Raw genomic sequence first — 17539 nt, 5'->3', positions numbered from 1 at the left:
AAGCGGTTCTCATGGTCGCGCTTCTTCGGTAAGGATTCGGCCAAGGTCGTTCACATTCGGCCCTGTAACCCCCCACCTTCTGAAGGAACTTCATGAGAAAGAGCGCAGCCGTGCTGTGCGGCGCGACAGTCGTACTGGCCGGCACACTCACGGCCGTTCCGGCCGAGGCGAGCGCCGAGGCGAGCACGGCGCCGTCCGCGAACACCGTCCAGGCGGCGAAGGTCACCTGGAAGAAGTGCGGCACGGACAACTACCCGACCCTCCAGTGCGCGTCGGTGAAGGTACCGCTCGACCACGCCAAGCCGCAGGGGCGGAAGATAACCCTGGCCCTGTCTCGCGTCCCGCACACCGCGACGAAGTACCAGGGCCCGCTGCTGGTCAACCCCGGCGGCCCCGGAGGCAGCGGTCTGACGCTCGCCGGCTTCGTCGCGTCCTCGCTGCCCAAGGCGGTCGCGGCCCAGTACGACGTCATCGGCTTCGACCCGCGCGGGGTCGGTGAGAGCAAGCCCGCCCTCGACTGCAAGCCGGGCCAGTTCAACCCGGTGCGCCCCGCCAGCGTTCCCAGCACCCCCGCGATCGAGAAGGCCAACCTCAAGCGCGCCAAGTCCTTCGCCGCCGCCTGCGGCAAGAAGTACGCGGACGTCCTGCCGTACATCAACACGGTCCAGACCGTGCGGGACATGGACTCGATCCGCGCGGCACTGGGCGCGAAGAAGATCAACTACTTCGGCTACTCGTACGGCACCTACCTGGGCGCGGTCTACGCCAAGCTCTTCCCGGAGCGGGTGCGGCGCCTGGTCCTGGACTCGATCGTCGACCCGACCGGCGTCTGGTACGACGACAACCTCGGCCAGGACTACGCCTTCGACGCCCGTCACAAGGCGTTCATGGCATGGATCGCCAAGTACGACTCGACGTACAAGCTCGGCACCGACCCTGCCAAAATCGAGGCCAAGTGGTACGCCATGCAGGCCGCGCTCGCCAAGAAGCCGGCGGGAGGGAAGGTGGGCGCCGCGGAGCTGGAGGACACCTTCATCCCGGGCGGCTACAACAACGGCTACTGGCCGGACCTGGCCAAGGCGTTCGCGGCGTACGTGAACGACAAGAACGCCGACCCGCTGGTCGAGGCGTACGAGAACTTCGCCGCCATCGACGCGTCCGGGGACAACGGCTACAGCGTCTACACGTCCGTGCAGTGCCGTGACGCCTCCTGGCCGCGTGACTGGAGCCAGTGGCAGAAGGACAACTGGGCGGTGTACAAGAAGGCGCCGTTCATGGCGTGGAGCAACGCCTGGTACAACGCGCCGTGCGCGTTCTGGCCGACGAAGTCTCTGAAGCCGGTGAACGTCGCCAATAGCAAGCTGCCGCCGACGCTGCTGTTCCAGGCGACGGACGACGCGGCCACCCCCTACCCGGGCGGCGTCACCGTCCACGGTCTGCTCAAGCGCTCCAGCCTCGTCGTCGAGCAGGGCGGCGGCAATCACGGCATCACGCTGAGCGGGAACGCCTGCCTGGACAAGTACCTGGCGACGTACCTGACCGACGGCACGGTGCCGCGCGGCAGCGGCGTGGCCGACGCCGTCTGCAAGAAGACCGCCGATCCGGTGCCGACCGCCACGGCGAAGTCCGCCATGGCGGCAGCGGGTGAGTCCGCCACCGCGCCGACCGGTGACACCCTGCACGGGCTGCTCGGCTTCCGCGGCTGAACAAGCGGGACATGAGAAGGGCGCCCGGTGGCTCACCGGGCGCCCTTCATCGTCGTGTCGACGAAATGATCAGAGCTTCTCGATCACGTAGTCGACGCACTTCGTGAGCGCCTCGACGTCCGCCGGGGCGATCGCCGGGAACATCGCGACGCGGAGCTGGTTGCGGCCGAGCTTGCGGTAGGGCTCGGTGTCGACGATCCCGTTGGCGCGCAGGACCTTGGCCACGGCGGAGGCGTCGATCTCGTCGGAGAAGTCGATCGTGCCGATGACCTGGGAGCGCTGGGCCGGGTCGGTGACGAACGGGGTGGCGTACTTGGAGTCGTCCGCCCAGCCGTACAGGCGGGTCGAGGAGTCCTTCGTGCGGGCCGTGGACCAGGCGAGGCCGCCCTGGCCGTTGATCCACTCCAGCTGGTCGTTCAGCAGGAAGAGGGTCGCGAGGGCCGGGGTGTTGTACGTCTGGTTCTTGCGGGAGTTGTCGATCGCCGTCGGGAGCGAGAAGAACTCCGGGACGTGGCGGCCGGAGGCGTGGATCCGCTCGGCGCGCTCGATCGCGGCCGGGGAGAACACGCCGATCCACAGGCCGCCGTCGGAGGCGAAGGACTTCTGCGGGGCGAAGTAGTAGACGTCCGTCTCGGCGATGTCGACGGGGAGGCCGCCGGCGCCGGAGGTGGCGTCCACCAGGACGAGGGAGCCCGCGTCGGCGCCCGGCACCCGCTTGATGGGGGCGGCGACACCGGTGGACGTCTCGTTGTGCGTGTACGCGTACACGTCGACGCCCGCCTCGGCCTGCGGCTCGGGGTGGGTGCCGGGGTCGGAGGAGATGACCGTGGGCTCGGCGAGCCAGGGGGCGAGCTTGGAGGCCTTGGCGAACTTGGAGCTGAACTCGCCGAAGCTCAGGTGCTGCGACTTGTTCTCGATCAGGCCGTGCGTCGCGACGTCCCAGAAGGCGGTGGAGCCGCCGTTGCCGAGGACGACCTCATAGCCCTCAGGGAGCTGGAACAGCTCGCTGATGCCCTCGCGCACCTTGCCGACCAGGTTCTTGACCGGGGCCTGGCGGTGAGAGGTGCCCAGGAGGGACGTACCGGTGGAGGCGAGTGCGTCCAGCGCCTCTGTGCGCACCTTGGAGGGACCCGCACCGAAGCGTCCGTCGGCGGGCTTGATGTCAGCGGGAATCTCGATGTCAGCCACGAGCCGGAGGGTATCTCTTCGTGAAACCGGACGGAAACGCGTCCGTTCGATGAGACGAGTCCGCCGGCCCGTGGTCCTGTGCGGGTCCACCAGCCCGCGCGCGGCTGAAGGCGGATCCCGGGGCGGATCTACGGGGATGGATCTACGGACTCAGCCGTACCGGCAGCTCGAAGAGGTCGTTCTGAGTGACCACCGGCTTGTTGCGCAGTTCGCCCGCCGGGACCGCCAGGTCGAGCTGCGGGAAGCGCTCGTACAGGGCGGGCAGCGCCACCCCGGCCTCCAGACGGGACAGCGCCGCACCGGGGCAGACGTGCGGACCGTGCCCGAAGGAGATGTGGCGGTTCTCCGTCCGACGGGTGATGTCGAAGTCGCCCGCGGACGGGCCGTGCGCCTGCTCGTCACGGCCTAAGGCGCCGTACGAGACGATCAGCGCGTCACCCGCGCTGATCACCTTGTCGCCGACCGGTACGTCCTCGGTGGCGAAGCGGATCAGGACGTGGGAGGTGGGGGTGGAGTGGCGCAGGGTCTCCTCGACCACCGCCGACCAGTCCACTTCGCCCGACAGGACGAGGGCACGCTGGTCGGGGTGGGTGGAGAGGTTGACCACCGCGTTGACGATCAGCGAGATCGTCGTCTCGTGGCCCGCCGCGACCATCAGCTGGAGGGTGGAGACGATCTCCTCGTCGGTGAGGTGGTCGCCGTCCTCGGAGGCCAGGAGCAGGGCGGACGTCAGATCGTCACCGGGCCGCGCGCGCTTCGCCGCGACCGTCTGCGCCATGATGCCCGCCAGTTCCGTGAGCGTGGCGATGACCTCCGCGGGCGGGGTCTGCGTGGAGAAGAACTTCTCGAACAGTTCCTTGAGCCGGGGCAGCTTCGACTCGTCGATGCCCATCAGGTCGGCGATGACGTACATGGGGAGCGGGTAAGCGAAGGCCGCCTTCAGGTCGACGACGTCACCCGAGGGGCCGTCGTCGCCCGAGAGGTCGTCGAGCAGTCCCTCGGTGAGCTCGGTGATCCGCTCCCGCATCCGCTCCACCCGGCGCGTGGTGAGCGCCTGCGCGACGAGCGTGCGCATCCGCCGGTGGTCGGCACCGTCCACGGTGAGCATGGAACGGCCGGGGTTGGCGAGGCCGATCAGCGGCCAGTCGGCGGGTATCTCGCCGCGCTGCCAGGCTCCCCAGACGTTGATGTCCTTGACCAGTCTGGGGTCGGTGAGCAGCGCCTTGGCCTCGGCGTGGTGGGTGACGGCCCAGACGGGGACACCGCCCGGCAGTTCGACGGCGGCCAGCGGGCCCGCCGCGCGCAGCCTGGCGCTCTCGCCGTCGAGGTCGGTCACGAAGGGGTCGAGGGCGATACGGGTCTGTTCGATGCCGGTGGTCATGCGGCGGTGCCTCCAGGGTGGGGGCGGTCGGGGTGGGACGGGGGCGTGCAGGGCAGCACGTACGGGCCGGTGTCCGAGAGCGGCGGGCACGGGACGGTGTCCGAACGCGGCGGGCACGGGCGATGTCAGAGGGCGGGCACCGGCGTGAAGCGGACCGGTAGCTCGGTCAGTCCTCTCAGCCACGGTGAGGGCCGGCGTGTGAGGGACTCGGCGGGCACCGCCAGGTCGATGTCCGGCAGCCGGTCCAGTACGACCTCGATGCCCGTCCGCGCGATGACCTCGGCGATCTCCTGAGCCGGGAACGGGCAGCGGTGCTCACCGTGCCCGAAGGAGAAGTGCGCGTTGTTGCCGCCGGTGAGCGCGGACCCGTCGGTGCGGACCTGCGGGTCGGAGTTGGCGCCCTGGAGGCCGAGCAGCAGCAGGTCGCCGGCGCGGATGCGGCGCCCGCCGAGGTGGGTGTCGCGGGATGCCCAGCGGCCGGCGATGTTCTGCGAGGGAGTGTCCTCCCACAGCACCTCGTTCATGGCCTCGGCGACGCTGTTGCGGCCGCCGAAGAGGGAGGCGGCGAAACGGTCGTCGGTGAGCATCAGCCGCAGCGAGTTGCCGATCCAGTCGGCGGTGGGCTGGTGGCCCGCCGCCATCATCACCACGAGGTCCTGGACGATCTCCTCGTCGGTGAAGCCGGAGGTGTCGGCGAGCATCCGGGACACGACGTCCTCGGCGGGGTTCGCCCTCCGGTCGGCCAGCAACTCGGCCATGGAGCTGATCACATGGTTCTGGCCCGCGATCGCCCGCTCCCGGCCGTCGATCATGTCGTTGAGGGCGGTGACCAGGCCCGGACCCTGCTCGTCGGAGAAGCCGAAGAGGTGGGCGAGGACCCGCACCGGCAGCAGCATCGCGTAGTCCGCGATGAGGTCCGCCTCGCCCTTGGCGCACACCGCGTCGATCAGTTCATCGGCGAACCGCTCGGCGTGGCCGCGCAGTTCGGGGGCGTCGACCGCCTCCAGCGCGTCGCTGATCATGGCGGCGCGTTCACGGTGACGTTCGCCGACGGTGTAGAGGATCGACGGCTGCTTGCGGTTGATCATCGGCAGCATCGGCCAGTCGTCGGGGATGGTGTCCCACTGGTTCCACAGGTCCGAGTCCCGGCTGAACAGGACCGGGTCGCCGGTGACCTGGTGCAGCTCCCGGTAGCCGAGGACCAGCCAGGCGGGCACGTCGCCGTCGAGCAGCACCGGCGTCACGGGGCCGTGCTCGCGTCGCATCTCCCGGTACAGGCGGGCGGGTTCGGACTGGAACCGGGGCCCGCCGAGCGGGACGGCATCTGTGGTCACTCGAACTCCTGTCGGGGCAGGGCGGCTTGGGCGGCCTGGCCGGCGGACTGGTCCTTGCCGGAGTGCGGGGCCTGGCCCGCGTACTGGTCCTTGACGTGTTGGACCAGCGTGATGAGGACCTGCTTGCAGGACGCGCGGGAGCGGGCGTCGCAGTCGAGCAGCGGCACATGCGGGTCGAGGTCGAGGGCCTCGCGGACGTCCGCGTGGGCGAAGGCGGGGCCGCCGAAGTCGTTGCAGGCCACGATGAACGGCGTGCCGTGGTGTTCGAGGCGGTCGATGGCGTACCAGGAGTCGTCGATACGGCGGGTGTCGACGAGGACGACCGCGCCGAGCGTGCCGGAGAACAGGCGGTCCCACAGGAACCAGAACCGTTCCTGGCCGGGCGCGCCGAACAGGTACAGCACGTTGCGCGCGTCGAGCGTGATGCGGCCGAAGTCGAAGGCGACGGTGGTCGCGGTCTTGCCGCTCACCTCGCTGATGTCGTCGACCGCTTCGCCCGCCCGGGTCATCGTCTCCTCGGTGTTGAGCGGACGTATCTCGCTCACCGAGCGAACCAGGGTCGTCTTGCCGACGCCGAAGCCACCGACGACCACGATCTTCAGGCCGTTGTCGGCGGAGGCACCCAACGGGGTGCGGGCGTCAGAGATTGCGGAGTCCAACGAGCACCTGCTCCAGGAGGTCGGGTTCGGGTACGGCTGCCGTGTGCGGGTGGCGGGCGCTGACGCGGCCAGCCGCGAGGAGGTCGGAGAGCAGGACCTTGGTGATGCTCACCGGCAGCCGCAGTTCGGCGGCGACCTCGACGACCGCCGTGGGGCGTTCGGCCATCCTGAGGATCGCCACGTGCTCCGACTGCATGCCGGGCCTGGGGTCGCTCTCGGCGACGACCAGGGTCACCAGGTCGAACGGGCTGTCGAGCCCGGGCCGGGTGCGCCCTTGGGTGAGGGTGTAGAGGCGGTCCGGGGCGTCGTCCCTGCCGGGTCGGCTCATGACGTACGCGGCTGCGCGGTCAGATGCTCGCCGAGCTGCTCCACGAGCTCGCTCATGTTGTGGCCGACGAGACCGACGTCCGCGTCCTCGGTGGTGACCACGGCGAGGTGTGCGCCCTGGCCGGCCTCGACGATGAACAGGACGCCGCCGTAGAACTCCGTCATCGCCGACCGCACACCCCCGCTGCCGTCGCCGAACTCGACGGACGCCCCGTGGGACAGCGACTGGATGCCGGCGGCTATCGCGGCGAGCTGGTCGGCCTGGTCGACGGTGAGTTCCGGCGTACGGCACAGCTTGAGGCCGTCGCGGGACAGCACGAGGGCGTGCCGTGCGCCCGGAGTCCGCTCCAGGAGGCCTTCGATGAGCCAGGTGAGCTTCTCGTCGGCGGTGGTCGTGCCGGTCATGAGGTGGGGTCGCCTTCCGGGTGCGCGTGCTGGTGGGAGGGGATGTCGGTGCTCGCCTCGGCCGGTTCGGGTACTCCGGCGCCGGCGTCGGAGTCACGCGGGCCGCCGTCCCGGTCCGGGGCGGCCGGGTCCGGGAGCGTGCCGGCCGGGTCCGGGGCGGCCGGGTCCTGGAGATCGTCCTGGTCCGGGGCGGCGGCACGTACGGCCTGACGGAAGCTGTTGAAGCGGGTGGCCCGGGTCCTGGCGTCGTCGGCGGCGGGCGCGGGTCGCGGCTCGGTGGTACGGGCCGCGCCGAGCCGACGCTCGGCCTCCGCGAGGGTCAGGCCACGGCGGCGCTTGGGCAGTCCCGCGGACCGCCCGTCCGCCGCGCGGTCAGCGGACTCGTGGACGGGCAGGGGGTCGCGGTCCGGGGAGTCGTGCGGCGGTAGGGGGCACGGGTCGGTGGCGTCGTGCAGCCGTAGGGGATCGCGGTCGGGGTCCGTGGCGTCGTGCAGTCGTACGGGATCGGGATCGGGGCCCGGGCCGGTGGTGGAGTCGGCCGGGGCGGGGTCCGGACGGGAGCGTGACTTTTCTGCGGGCGGCCCGGCGGGCGGATTCGGCCGCTCGGCGGGCGGCTCGGCGGGCGCACTCGGACGCTCGGCGGGCGGCTCGGCCGCGGCCGGGTTGGTGAGGATGTCCTGCGGGATGAGCATCAGGACGCCCGTCCCGCCGCGCGCGGACGGCCGGAAGGAGACCCTGAGGCCGTACTTGCGGGCCAGCCGTCCGACCACCGCGAGACCGAGCCGGGTGCCGGTGAGACCGCCGATCCCGGTGGACTCGCCGGAGACCGCCTCCTCGGCGCGGCGCAGCTGCACCTCGCCCATGACGAGTCCGCTGTCCTCGACGGACACGATCACACCGGCCGGCACCTCCTCCACGTACACGTGGACCTCGGCGGTCGGCGGCGAGAAGTTGGCGGCGTTGTCGAGGAGTTCGGCGAGCGCGTGCATCACGCCCTCGGCGGCGTGGCCGGCGACGGCTGCCTCGCTGGCCGAGTGGACGCGTACCCGCTGGTAGCTGCTGATGCGGCCCATCGCGCCCCGCATGATCGATTCCATGACGATGGGGCGTGCCCAGCGGCGGCCGGAGCGGGCGCCGGTGAGGACCGCGACGGAGTCGGCGAGCCGGCCCGCCTGCGCGGTGCGGTGGTCGAGGTGGAGGAGATCGGCGAGGACCTCCTCGTCGCCGTGGCGTTCCTCCATCGCCCGCAGGTCGGCGAGCATGCCGGTGGAGAGGGCCTGCATTCGGCCGGCCGCGTTGGCGGTGGCGGAGATCGCCGCGGCGCGCTCGCTGGTGGCACGGCGGAACTGGGCGGTGAGCCGGGAGTTCTCGCCGACGAGGCGGTCGCGCTCCTCGACGAGCTGGGTGCGCTCCTCGGCGAAGGACTCGGTGAGGCGGTCGCGTTCGTCGGCGAAGGACTCCGTGAGCTGGATGCGTTCCTCGGCGAAGGACTCGGTGAGCTGGATGCGTTCGTTGCCGAAGGAGTCGGTGATCCGGGTGCGTTCCCAGTCGAACTCGGCCGTCAGCCGGGTGCATTCCCGGGCAAGTTCGCCGGTCAGGCGGTCCTGCTCCCGGCGGGACTCCTCGGCCAGCCGGGCCCGTTCCTGGAGCAGCCGTCCGGCGTCCAGGGTGACGGCCTCCAGCCGGCGGCGCGTGAGCCGGGCCGTCTGGACGCTGTGGGCGGCCAGGGCGACGGCCGCGCACAGCAGCAGGGCGGTGGCGCTCGCACTCCAGGCGAGCGGGGTGCGTATCGAAGAGGGTGCCGCGGTGACCGCGCCGGCGACGGCGAGCGCGGACAGGACGGCGGCGAGCAGCGGGGCCGGCGCGACGGCGCGCAAGGCGGGGCGGTCGCCGGGGAGGGTGGGCGCGGTCATGAAGGAGATCCTCGGTCGGGTCCCGGGCGGTCGCCGTCGTACCGCGGGCGGCCCTCGGTCGGGTCCTTGGCATGTGCGTGAGTGGTGGTCCTGGGCAGGCGAGTAGCGCCACTGTGTGTTCACCGTGGCTCAACTGGCGGTAACTATAGGAGACTTTCCGACTGAATTGGGAAGGTCCTGTTCCGTTTTTCTACAATGTGACCTTCCGCCGGGCGCGGTACGGCATCCCCCTGTGGACAACGGGCCTCGTCGTCGGCGGGCGGATGCACTCTGGATGCATGACGGAGCTGACGGATCTAGAGGCAGAGCTGCGGAAGGCCGTCCGGGGCGAGGTCGGCTTCGACGTCACCTCCCGGGCGTTGGTCACCATGGACGCGTCCAACTACCGGCGGGTCCCGCTGGGCGTGGTCGCCCCTCGGGACGCCGACGACGTGGCGGCGGTCCTCGCGGTGTGCCGGGACCAGGGCGTGCCGGTGGTGCCGCGCGGCGGGGGCACGTCGATCGCCGGACAGGCGACGGGCACGGGCGTGGTGCTGGACTTCACCCGGCACATGAACCGCCTGCTGTCCCTCGACCCGGAGGCCGGCACCGCGGTGGTGCAGCCCGGCCTGGTCCTGGACCGTCTCCAGGAGGCCGCCGCCCCGCACGGACTGCGCTTCGGCCCCGACCCGTCCACGCACAGCCGCTGCACGCTCGGCGGGATGATCGGCAACAACTCGTGCGGATCGCACTCGGTCGCCTGGGGCACGACCGCGGACAGCGTGCGCGAACTGTCGGTGCTCACCGCGCGCGGTGAGCGGCTGCGGCCCGGCCCGCGATGGGCGGGCGCGCCGGAGGGCCTGCGGGGTCTGGTGGAGGGCGACCTGGCGAGGCTGCGCACCGGCTTCCCCGACCTGCCCCGCCGTATCTCCGGGTACGCGCTGGACGCCCTGCTGCCCGAGAACGGCGCCGACGTCGCCCGCGCCTTCTGCGGCTCGGAGGGCACGCTCGGTGTCCTGACGGAGGCGGTCGTAGGGCTGGTGCGGGCGCCCCGCGCGCGTGCGCTGGCCGTGCTGGCGTACGCCGACGAGAGCGCGGCGGCCGAGGCGGCGGCGGGCCTGCTCCCGCACGGGCCCCTGACGGTCGAGGGCATGTCGGCGGACCTCGTCCCTTCCGCGGCCGAACTGCCGCGGGGCGGGGCCTGGCTGTTCGTGGAGACCGGCGGCGACACGGAGGCGGAGGCACGCGCGCGTGCGGACGCGATCGTCCGCGCGGCCGACGTCGTGGACGCCCTGGTGGTGACGGACCCGGCCGGGCAGCGGGCGCTGTGGCGCATCCGGGAGGACGCGAGCGGTACGGCGACCAGGATGCAGGACGGCTCCGAGGCCTGGCCCGGCTGGGAGGACTGCGCGGTCCCGCCCGCCCGACTGGGCGCCTATCTGCGGGACTTCCGGGGACTGCTGCGGACCCACGGGCTGCGCGGCACCCCGTACGGCCACTTCGGGGACGGCTGCATCCACGTCCGCATCGACTTCGACCTGCTCACGAAGGCGGGAGTGGCCCGCTTCCGGAGCTTCTCGGAGGACCTGGCCGAGCTGGTCGTCGCGCACGGCGGTTCGTTGTCCGGCGAACACGGCGACGGGCAGGCGCGGGCGGAGCTGCTGCCTCGGATGTACGGCGAGGAGACGGTCGCGCTGTTCGAGCGCGCGAAGGGCATCTGGGACCCGGACGACCTGCTCAACCCCGGCATGCTGGTCCGCCCGGCCCCGCTGGATGCGAACCTCCGCTTCTCCGTCCTCCCGAGCCGGCCGGTGGACGTCGCCTTCGGCTACCCGTCCGACGGCGGCGACTTCTCGGCGGCGGTGCGGCGGTGCGTGGGGGTCGCGAAATGCCGTACAACGACGGGGCCGGGGCCGGGGCCGGGGCCGGGTCCGACGGCGGCGGGGTCCGGGACCGGCGTCATGTGCCCGTCCTTCCGCGTGACCGGCGAGGAGGCGCACTCCACGCGCGGGCGGGCCCGGCTGCTGCACGAGATGCTCGCGGGTGAACTGGTCACCGACGGCTGGCGCTCGCCGGAGGTCAGGGACGCGCTGGACCTGTGCCTGTCCTGCAAGGGCTGCCGCTCCGACTGCCCGGTCGAGGTCGACATGGCCACGTACAAGGCGGAGTTCCTGCACCACCACTACGCAGGGCGCCGACGCCCGGCCGCCCACTACAGCATGGGGTGGCTGCCGGTGTGGCTGCGGTGGGTGGAGCGGTTGCGTGCGGCTGCGGTGGTCAACGTGGTGGGGACGGTGGGCCCGTTGGCGGCGGTCGTGAAACGGGTGGGTGGGATCGCGGGGGAGCGGCGGATCCCCCGGGTCGCGGGGGAGACGTTCAGCGGGTGGTGGCGCGGGCGGGGGCGGAGGCCTGGAGAGGGCGACGGGGGTCCGCGTACCGCGCCCGGCGGCCCGCTCGTCGTCCTCTGGCCGGACACGTTCACCGAGCATCTGGCGCCGTCGGTGGGCCGGGCGGCCGTACGCGTGCTGGAGGCGGCGGGGTTGCGGGTGACGCTGCCGCCGACGCTACGGCTGCGGGGACGGCCGGTGGGTGACGGCAGGTCGGCCGTCCTGAACCCGCTGTCGGCGCTCCGGTCGCGCGGCCGGGTCTGCTGCGGTCTGACCTACGTCTCCACCGGCCAACTCGACCGCGCCCGCACGGTGTTGCGCCGCACGCTCGACCTGATGGCCCCGGTGCTGGAGACGGACGTCCCGGTCGTCGTCCTGGAGCCCAGCTGCGCGGCCGCGCTCCGCACGGACCTGCCGGAGCTGCTGCACGACGATCCGCGCGCGGCCCGTCTGGCCGGGAGTGTCCTCACCTTCGCGGAGGCCTTGGAACGCCTGGCCCCCGACTGGACCCCGCCCCGCGTCGACCGCCCGGTGGCCGGCCAGACCCACTGTCACCAACACGCGGTCCTGGGCGACACGGCCGACCGCGGGCTGCGTCAAGCCGCTCTGCTCTCCGGCGAACTGAGCGGCGGTTGCTGCGGCCTCGCCGGTAACTTCGGCTTCGAGAAAGGCCACTTCGAGGTGTCGAAGGCCTGCGCGGAGGACCAGCTCCTGCCCGCGGTGAGAGCGGCCGAGGACGGGACGGCGATCCTGGCCGACGGCTTCTCCTGCCGCACCCAGCTGGAGCAGCTGGCGGGGGTGCGGGGGCGGCATCTGGCGGAGGTGCTGGCGGAAGGCTTGACGGATGGGCCGGCCGACGGTCCAGCGAGTGAGGCGAGGTCATGAAACCGAGTGAGGCGAGGCAATGAAAGTGAACCGCGTCGCAGTTCTGTCCGACATTCACGGCGTGCTGCCCGCCCTGGAGGCGGTGCTCGCCGAGCCCGAGGTGGCCGGCGCCGAGCGGATCGTGCTCACCGGGGACATCACGGCGGGCCCGCAGTCGTCCGAGGTGATCGACCTGCTGCGGGCGCAGGGCGAGCGCGTGCTGTGGGTCTCGGGCAACGCGGATCGTGAACTGGTCGAGTACCGCAGGGGAGAACGGGAGGAGATCCCCGACCCGATCGGCCCGTTCGCCGCCGACCGGCTCCGGGAGGAACAGGTCGACTTCCTCGCCGGGCTGCCCGAGTCGCTGGTGCTGGACGTCCACGCCCACGGCAAGGTCCTGTTCTGCCACGCCACACCCCGTGACGACGAGGAGGTCGTCCTCGTCGACTCCCGTCTCGACCGCTGGGCGGAGGTGTTCACGGGCCTGCCCGACAACATCCGCACGGTGGTCTGCGGTCACACCCACATGCCCTACGTCCGCCTCGCCCACGGCCGCCTCGTGGTCAACCCCGGCAGCGTCGGCATGCCGTACGGCCGCCCCGGCGCCCACTGGTGCCTGCTCGGACCGGGCACCGACCTGCGTGTGACGCCGTACGACATCCCGGCCGCCCGAGCCCGGCTGGTGGCGGACTGCGACTACCCGGACATCACCGCATGGGCCGACTACTACCTCAACGCCCGCGCCACGGACGCCGACGCGCTGACGGCGTTCGGACCCAGGGACGGCCGAACCACGGGGAGTTGAGGCCACCCTTGCAGGTGCGCCGGGCGGGGGCCTGACCACATTCTGGGACAGCAGCATAAACGGTTCACACACCTGACGAAGTCCACTACCCTGGACTGCGTCGTACAGTGAGATGAACGATCTCCAGTACATCCCGCCAGGTCATCCCCCCGCTCAGTCCCCTGGAAGGCCCCGTGAGCACCCCCAGCGCCGCCACCCCTGCCACGCCGACCCCGGTCGGCACCGCCCACGCGGTCACCCCGGCCGGTGCTCCGGGCGGCGGCCCGGGCCGCCGCGGCTCCCTCGGTCCGGTGGGCCTGGTGCTCGCCGGCGGGGTCTCGGTGCAGTTCGGTGCCGCCCTCGCGGTGACCCTGATGCCGAGGGCCGGCGCGTTCGGCGTGGTCACCCTGCGGCTGCTCGCGGCGGCTCTCGTGCTCCTGGTGGTCTGCCGCCCCCGGCTGCGTGGCCACTCCCGTACGGACTGGGGCACGGTCGTCGTCTTCGGGCTCACCATGGCCGCGATGAACGGCCTCTTCTACCAGGCCGTCGACCGCATCCCCCTGGGCCCCGCCGTCACCCTCGAGGTGCTCGGCCCTCTCACGCTCTCCGTCCTCGCCTCCCGGCGCGCGATCAACGTGCTGTGGGCCTCGCTCGCCCTGGCCGGCGTCTTCCTCCTCGGCGGCGGAGGCTTCGGCAGCCTCGACCCGGTGGGCATGGCCTTCGCCCTGGGCGCGGGCGCCATGTGGGCGGCGTACATCGTCTTCAGTGCGCGCACGGGTCGTCGCTTCCCGCAGGCCGACGGGCTCGCCCTCGCCATGGGGGTCGCGGCGCTGGCGTTCCTCCCGTTCGGCGTCGTCGGGGCGGGCGCGAAGCTTCTCGACCCGACGACGGTCGCCCTGGGCTCGGCGGTCGCCGTCCTCTCGTCCGTCCTTCCGTACACCCTCGAACTCCTCGCCCTGCGCCGACTGCCCGCCTCCACCTTCGCGATCCTCATGAGCCTGGAACCGGCCCTCGCCGCCACCGCCGGCTTCCTGATCCTGAACCAGACCCTGGCGGTCACCGAGGCCGCCGCGATCGCCCTGGTCATCGTGGCGAGCATGGGCGCGGTGCGGACGCAGGTGGGGCGCGGCCGGGGGCGGGCCGCGGTTCCGGAGGGCTGAGAACGGCGACGCCGGTCATCGGGTGGTCAAGCGCGCATCAGCCCGTGGCCAAACGGTCGTATGGGTTGCGCATGCTCCACCCTCTTCGCCCTGGCATGGCGATGTTTGCCCGTTTGCCCGCTGGCTACGGTGGTCCCGCCACCCGGCCACTTCGCACTCGGCCCCTGGGAACCACAGATCCATACCCGGCCACTTCGCACTCGGCCCCTGGGAACCACAGATCCATGGGACCCACGGGACCCGGGACCACGAGGAAGAGGAGACGGCGGTGCGCGACTTCGTACGGCTGAAGGATGACGTCGGTCATGGCATCAAGAGCACCTTCTGAAGTTCCGGCCCTCGCCCCCCGCATCCCGCCCCCGATCCCCGCCCTGCCGGGCCTCGGCACCACCTGGTACGAACGCGGCCCGCGCTATTGGCTGCGCCGCGCCCTCGGTGCGGCCCTCTGGTTCGCCGTACTGGCCTTCTTCTGCTACATCGCGCTGGTCCTCTACGGCAGCTTCCGCGGCGACCTGTCGCCGACCGTGCGCACCGTGTGGGACTGGGCGCAGGCGGTGGCCTCCTGCGGGGCGACGGTGTGGGGGTGGCAGGTGCAGCGCCGGGACCACCGAAGGAAGCTCCAGGATCCGCCGGCCCCCGACCAGGCCCGCCGCGACAAACGCGACGAGACCCGCCGCTCGGTGGGCCTGGCCCTCGCCGCCAGGTTCCTCTTCGTGATCGCGGCGCCCGTCATGCCGGCCTGCGCCGCATGGTGTGCCGGCTGGACCGCCGCCGCGTTCACGGTGCGCGAGTACCCGAGTGAGGTGGGGGCCAGGCGCCGGCTCCAGGAGCATCCGGCCGGAGCGTGACGCCACCGCCCGTCAGGCACCTGGCGCCCGGCAGCCTGCTTCCGCCCGGCGGCCAGGGGGCCCTGCTGCGCAGGTGACTACGCTGAGGCGACGTCAGCGGAATGGGGCAGGTGCGGCGTGGAGTTGTCGAAGCCGTTCGAAGCGGGAGATCCCGAGCGGGTCGGGCCGTACCGGATCGTGGGGCGCCTGGGCGAGGGCGGGATGGGCCGCGTCTATCTCGGACTCTCGCGCAGCGGACGGAAGTTCGCGGTCAAGGTGGTGCGACCGGAACTGTCGGAGGATCCGTCGTTCCGGCAGCGGTTCGCCCGGGAGGTGGCCGCGGCCCGCGCGGTGAGCGGCGCTTTCACCGCGCCCGTGGTCGACGCCGACGTGGAGGGCTCACCGGCGTGGCTGGCCACGTCGTACGTCCGCGGGCAGTCACTGGCGGACGCCGTCGCCGCGCACGGCGGATGGCCTGAGGGACCCCTGCTGGTGCTGGCCGCCGGGCTGGCCGAGGCGCTGGAGTCCATCCATCGGACGGGCGTGGTCCACCGGGACCTCAAGCCGTCGAACGTGCTGCTGGGCCCGGACGGCCCCCTGGTGATCGACTTCGGTATCTCCCTGGTCGGCGGGGCGACCGCGCTGACCACCGCCGGTGTGGTGGTGGGGACGGTCGGGTTCATGTCCCCCGAGCAACTGACCGGAAGGCCGGTCGGGACCGCGAGCGACGTGTTCTCGCTGGGCGCGGTGGTGACCCTCGCCGCCGGTGGGAACGCGCCGTTCGGGACCGGCTCCGCGCCGGAGGTGATGTTCCGCTCGGTCTATGAGGAACCGGACGTGTCGTCGGTGCCGTCCAGGCTGCGGGACGTCGTCACCCGGTGCCTGGCGAAGGATCCGGAACAGCGGCCCACCGTGGGTGCGTTGCTGGACGAACTCGCCGCGATGGCCGAGCGCGCGGGCGGGATCGCGGACTGGCGGGCGTTCGTGGCGGGGGTGAGCGGGAGCGGCACGCCCCGGCCCGTGCCGACGGTCGTGACGCCGCAGCAGGCGCCGTCTCTGCCGGTGGACGAGGCGGTCACGCAGACGGCGCCGCGCCGGGTGGCACCCGGGCAGGCGGTGACTCCGGCCCCGGCCGAACCGGCAGCCGGGCTTGAGACCCAGACCGTGCTCCTCGGCGGGGCACGGTCTGATCCCGCCCGCAGGCAGGTCCTTTCGGTCCTGGCCGGTGTCGGCGCCGCCGCGGGACTCGGCGGCGGTGGATGGGCGCTGCTCAGCAGTGGCTCGCACAACCGCGGCGGGCCCGCCGCCCCCGACCGGAAGATCTGGGCGGCCGGCACCAACGGAGCGGTGCCGTTGGGGCTGGCGGTGACGGGGGGCGTGGTCTACGTCAACGATTTCGACGGCTACCTGACGGCATGGGACACCGCCACCGGCAAGAAGCTGTGGGCGTGCCGCATCGGAATCTCCGGGGACTCGGAAACGAACGTGGGCCCCGCGGAGGCGACACCGGCCGTCGCAGGCGGACTCGTCTATGTCGGATCCACCGACCAGATGCTCTACGCGATCGACGCGGACAGTGGCAAGCGGCGATGGACCGGCGGTCCCGTCGGGCGGGCCGCGTCACCGGTCGTCTCCGGCGACATGGTGTTCGCCCACGGCGACGACTCGCCCGTCTTCTCCGCGTGGCACGCCTCCAACGGCGAGAAGCGCTGGGAGTTCGTCGCCGACTACGACGAAAAGATCAGCACTCTGACCCCGGCCGTCTCGGGCGACACCGTGTACATAGGGACCGACGCGGGCCACCTGTACGCGTTGAACATCCGGAACGGCCATCAGCGGTGGAAGTTCGACGCAGGCACAATGCCGATCGCCTCTCCGGCCGTGTCGGGCGGGACGGTGTTCGCATCCAACGACCGCAAGCTGTTCGCCCTGGCTGCGGAGAGCGGCCGTCCACGGTGGACGCTCGCCACGGGCGGGACGTCGCCGTGGAGTCCGGCACTCTCCGCCGGCTACCTCTACCTCTCCAGCGAGCATGCCCACCTGCATGCGCTCCAGGCAGCCGACGGCAAGGAGCGATGGAAGACGTCCGTCACCAAGGGCACCATCTTGGCCACACCCACGGTGGCGCGCGGAGTCGTGTACCTCGGCACCGAAGACCTCGACTTCAACGTGTACGCCGTGGACGCCGCCAACGGCCACCTGCGCTGGAAGTACCACACGGGGAGCTACGTGGTGACGCGGCCCGTCGTGGTGGGCCGTGTGGTCTACATCGGCAGCGCTGATGGCCACGTGTACGCCCTGCGCGCATAGGCCGCACTGTAAAAGGAGTTGGGCTGAACGGAAGCAGCCCGGACCGGCGACCCCGCGGCAAGGACCACGGATCAGCGACGTCATCCGCGAACGGGTCCGCGCCCATGAATGCGACGTCCCCTTCCACGGCCCGGCGGCGGCCGTGGAGGGCCGTGGAGGGCCGTGGCGGAAGGCCGACCGGTGGCCGGATCTCGCCCCCTGGTCATCGGGTGGTCAAGCGCGCATCTGCCCGTGGCTAAACGGTCGTATGGGTTCCGCATGCTCCGCCCCCTTCACCCGGCATAGCGGCTTTTGCCGGTTTGCCCGCTGGCTACG

13 protein-coding genes are annotated in these 17539 nt (G+C 71.9%); 6 read left to right on the top strand and 7 right to left on the bottom strand.

From position 1 onward, the window contains the following. Window positions 1-92 precede the first annotated feature (92 nt). On the top strand, window positions 93-1706 hold the full coding sequence (locus OHA64_RS21500; RefSeq protein WP_405615437.1) for an alpha/beta hydrolase: 1614 nt from the start codon (window positions 93-95) through the stop codon (window positions 1704-1706). A 69-nt stretch (window positions 1707-1775) separates the two neighbouring features. Here the strand turns inward: OHA64_RS21500 and serC are convergent, their stop codons facing one another. The 7 genes from serC to OHA64_RS21465 form a co-directional block, all read right to left on the bottom strand. After that, a complete protein-coding gene (gene serC / locus OHA64_RS21495) occupies window positions 1776-2894 on the bottom strand; it encodes a phosphoserine transaminase (protein ID WP_405615435.1) in 1119 nt (372 codons plus the stop codon). Window positions 2895-3036: 142 nt separating this feature from the next. After that, entirely contained in the window at window positions 3037-4275 is a 1239-nt protein-coding gene (locus OHA64_RS21490) for a cytochrome P450 (RefSeq protein WP_405615433.1), read from the bottom strand. A gap of 125 nt (window positions 4276-4400) precedes the next feature. Next, a complete protein-coding gene (locus OHA64_RS21485; RefSeq protein ID WP_405615431.1) occupies window positions 4401-5609 on the bottom strand; it encodes a cytochrome P450 in 1209 nt (402 codons plus the stop codon). Continuing rightward, complete coding sequence (locus OHA64_RS21480) at window positions 5606-6268, bottom strand: GTP-binding protein (RefSeq protein WP_405615429.1); 663 nt, start codon at window positions 6266-6268, stop codon at window positions 5606-5608. The genes OHA64_RS21485 and OHA64_RS21480 overlap by 4 nt, the downstream gene beginning before the upstream one ends. After that, window positions 6249-6596, bottom strand: coding sequence for a DUF742 domain-containing protein (locus OHA64_RS21475; protein WP_405615427.1), 348 nt, complete (start codon window positions 6594-6596; stop codon window positions 6249-6251). Before OHA64_RS21475 ends, OHA64_RS21480 begins: the two co-directional genes overlap by 20 nt. After that, a complete protein-coding gene (locus OHA64_RS21470) occupies window positions 6593-7000 on the bottom strand; it encodes a roadblock/LC7 domain-containing protein (RefSeq protein WP_217236904.1) in 408 nt (135 codons plus the stop codon). Before OHA64_RS21470 ends, OHA64_RS21475 begins: the two co-directional genes overlap by 4 nt. Further along, window positions 6997-8913 carry an ATP-binding protein gene (locus OHA64_RS21465; RefSeq protein ID WP_405615425.1) on the bottom strand — a complete coding sequence of 639 codons (1917 nt, stop codon included), beginning with the start codon at window positions 8911-8913 and terminating at the stop codon, window positions 6997-6999. The genes OHA64_RS21470 and OHA64_RS21465 overlap by 4 nt, the downstream gene beginning before the upstream one ends. 287 nt (window positions 8914-9200) lie before the next feature. Between OHA64_RS21465 and OHA64_RS21460 the strand changes: the two genes are divergently transcribed. The 5 genes from OHA64_RS21460 to OHA64_RS21440 all read left to right on the top strand — a co-directional run bounded on the left by OHA64_RS21460 (window position 9201) and on the right by OHA64_RS21440 (window position 17224). Then, entirely contained in the window at window positions 9201-12164 is a 2964-nt protein-coding gene (locus tag OHA64_RS21460; protein WP_405624044.1) for an FAD-binding and (Fe-S)-binding domain-containing protein, read from the top strand. Between the two features lie 19 nt (window positions 12165-12183). Continuing rightward, a complete protein-coding gene (locus OHA64_RS21455; RefSeq protein ID WP_405615423.1) occupies window positions 12184-12948 on the top strand; it encodes a metallophosphoesterase family protein in 765 nt (254 codons plus the stop codon). Between the two features lie 173 nt (window positions 12949-13121). After that, window positions 13122-14087, top strand: a complete 966-nt coding sequence (locus OHA64_RS21450; RefSeq protein ID WP_405615421.1) for an EamA family transporter — start codon at window positions 13122-13124, stop codon at window positions 14085-14087. A 305-nt stretch (window positions 14088-14392) separates the two neighbouring features. Next, window positions 14393-14935: a hypothetical protein gene (locus OHA64_RS21445; RefSeq protein WP_405615419.1), complete on the top strand. Its 543-nt coding sequence runs from the start codon at window positions 14393-14395 to the stop codon at window positions 14933-14935. Window positions 14936-15052: 117 nt separating this feature from the next. Then, window positions 15053-17224, top strand: a complete 2172-nt coding sequence (locus OHA64_RS21440; RefSeq protein ID WP_405615417.1) for a PQQ-binding-like beta-propeller repeat protein — start codon at window positions 15053-15055, stop codon at window positions 17222-17224. Window positions 17225-17539 lie beyond the last annotated feature (315 nt).

This window comes from Streptomyces sp. NBC_00076, from assembly GCF_045041235.1.
GTDB lineage: Bacteria > Actinomycetota > Actinomycetes > Streptomycetales > Streptomycetaceae > Streptomyces.
This window is presented reverse-complemented; position numbering and strand designations above follow the sequence as displayed.

What these genes read in the sequence shown, in the direction of transcription:
- OHA64_RS21445 (WP_405615419.1), top strand. Translation starts at nt 14,393, where the DNA reads ATGGCATCAAGAGCACCTTCTGAAGTTCCGGCCCTCGCCCCCCGCATC.
- OHA64_RS21470 (WP_217236904.1), bottom strand. Translation starts at nt 7,000, where the DNA reads ATGACCGGCACGACCACCGCCGACGAGAAGCTCACCTGGCTCATCGAA.
- OHA64_RS21455 (WP_405615423.1), top strand. Translation starts at nt 12,184, where the DNA reads ATGAAAGTGAACCGCGTCGCAGTTCTGTCCGACATTCACGGCGTGCTG.
- OHA64_RS21475 (WP_405615427.1), bottom strand. Translation starts at nt 6,596, where the DNA reads ATGAGCCGACCCGGCAGGGACGACGCCCCGGACCGCCTCTACACCCTC.
- OHA64_RS21500 (WP_405615437.1), top strand. Translation starts at nt 93, where the DNA reads ATGAGAAAGAGCGCAGCCGTGCTGTGCGGCGCGACAGTCGTACTGGCC.
- OHA64_RS21490 (WP_405615433.1), bottom strand. Translation starts at nt 4,275, where the DNA reads ATGACCACCGGCATCGAACAGACCCGTATCGCCCTCGACCCCTTCGTG.
- OHA64_RS21465 (WP_405615425.1), bottom strand. Translation starts at nt 8,913, where the DNA reads ATGACCGCGCCCACCCTCCCCGGCGACCGCCCCGCCTTGCGCGCCGTC.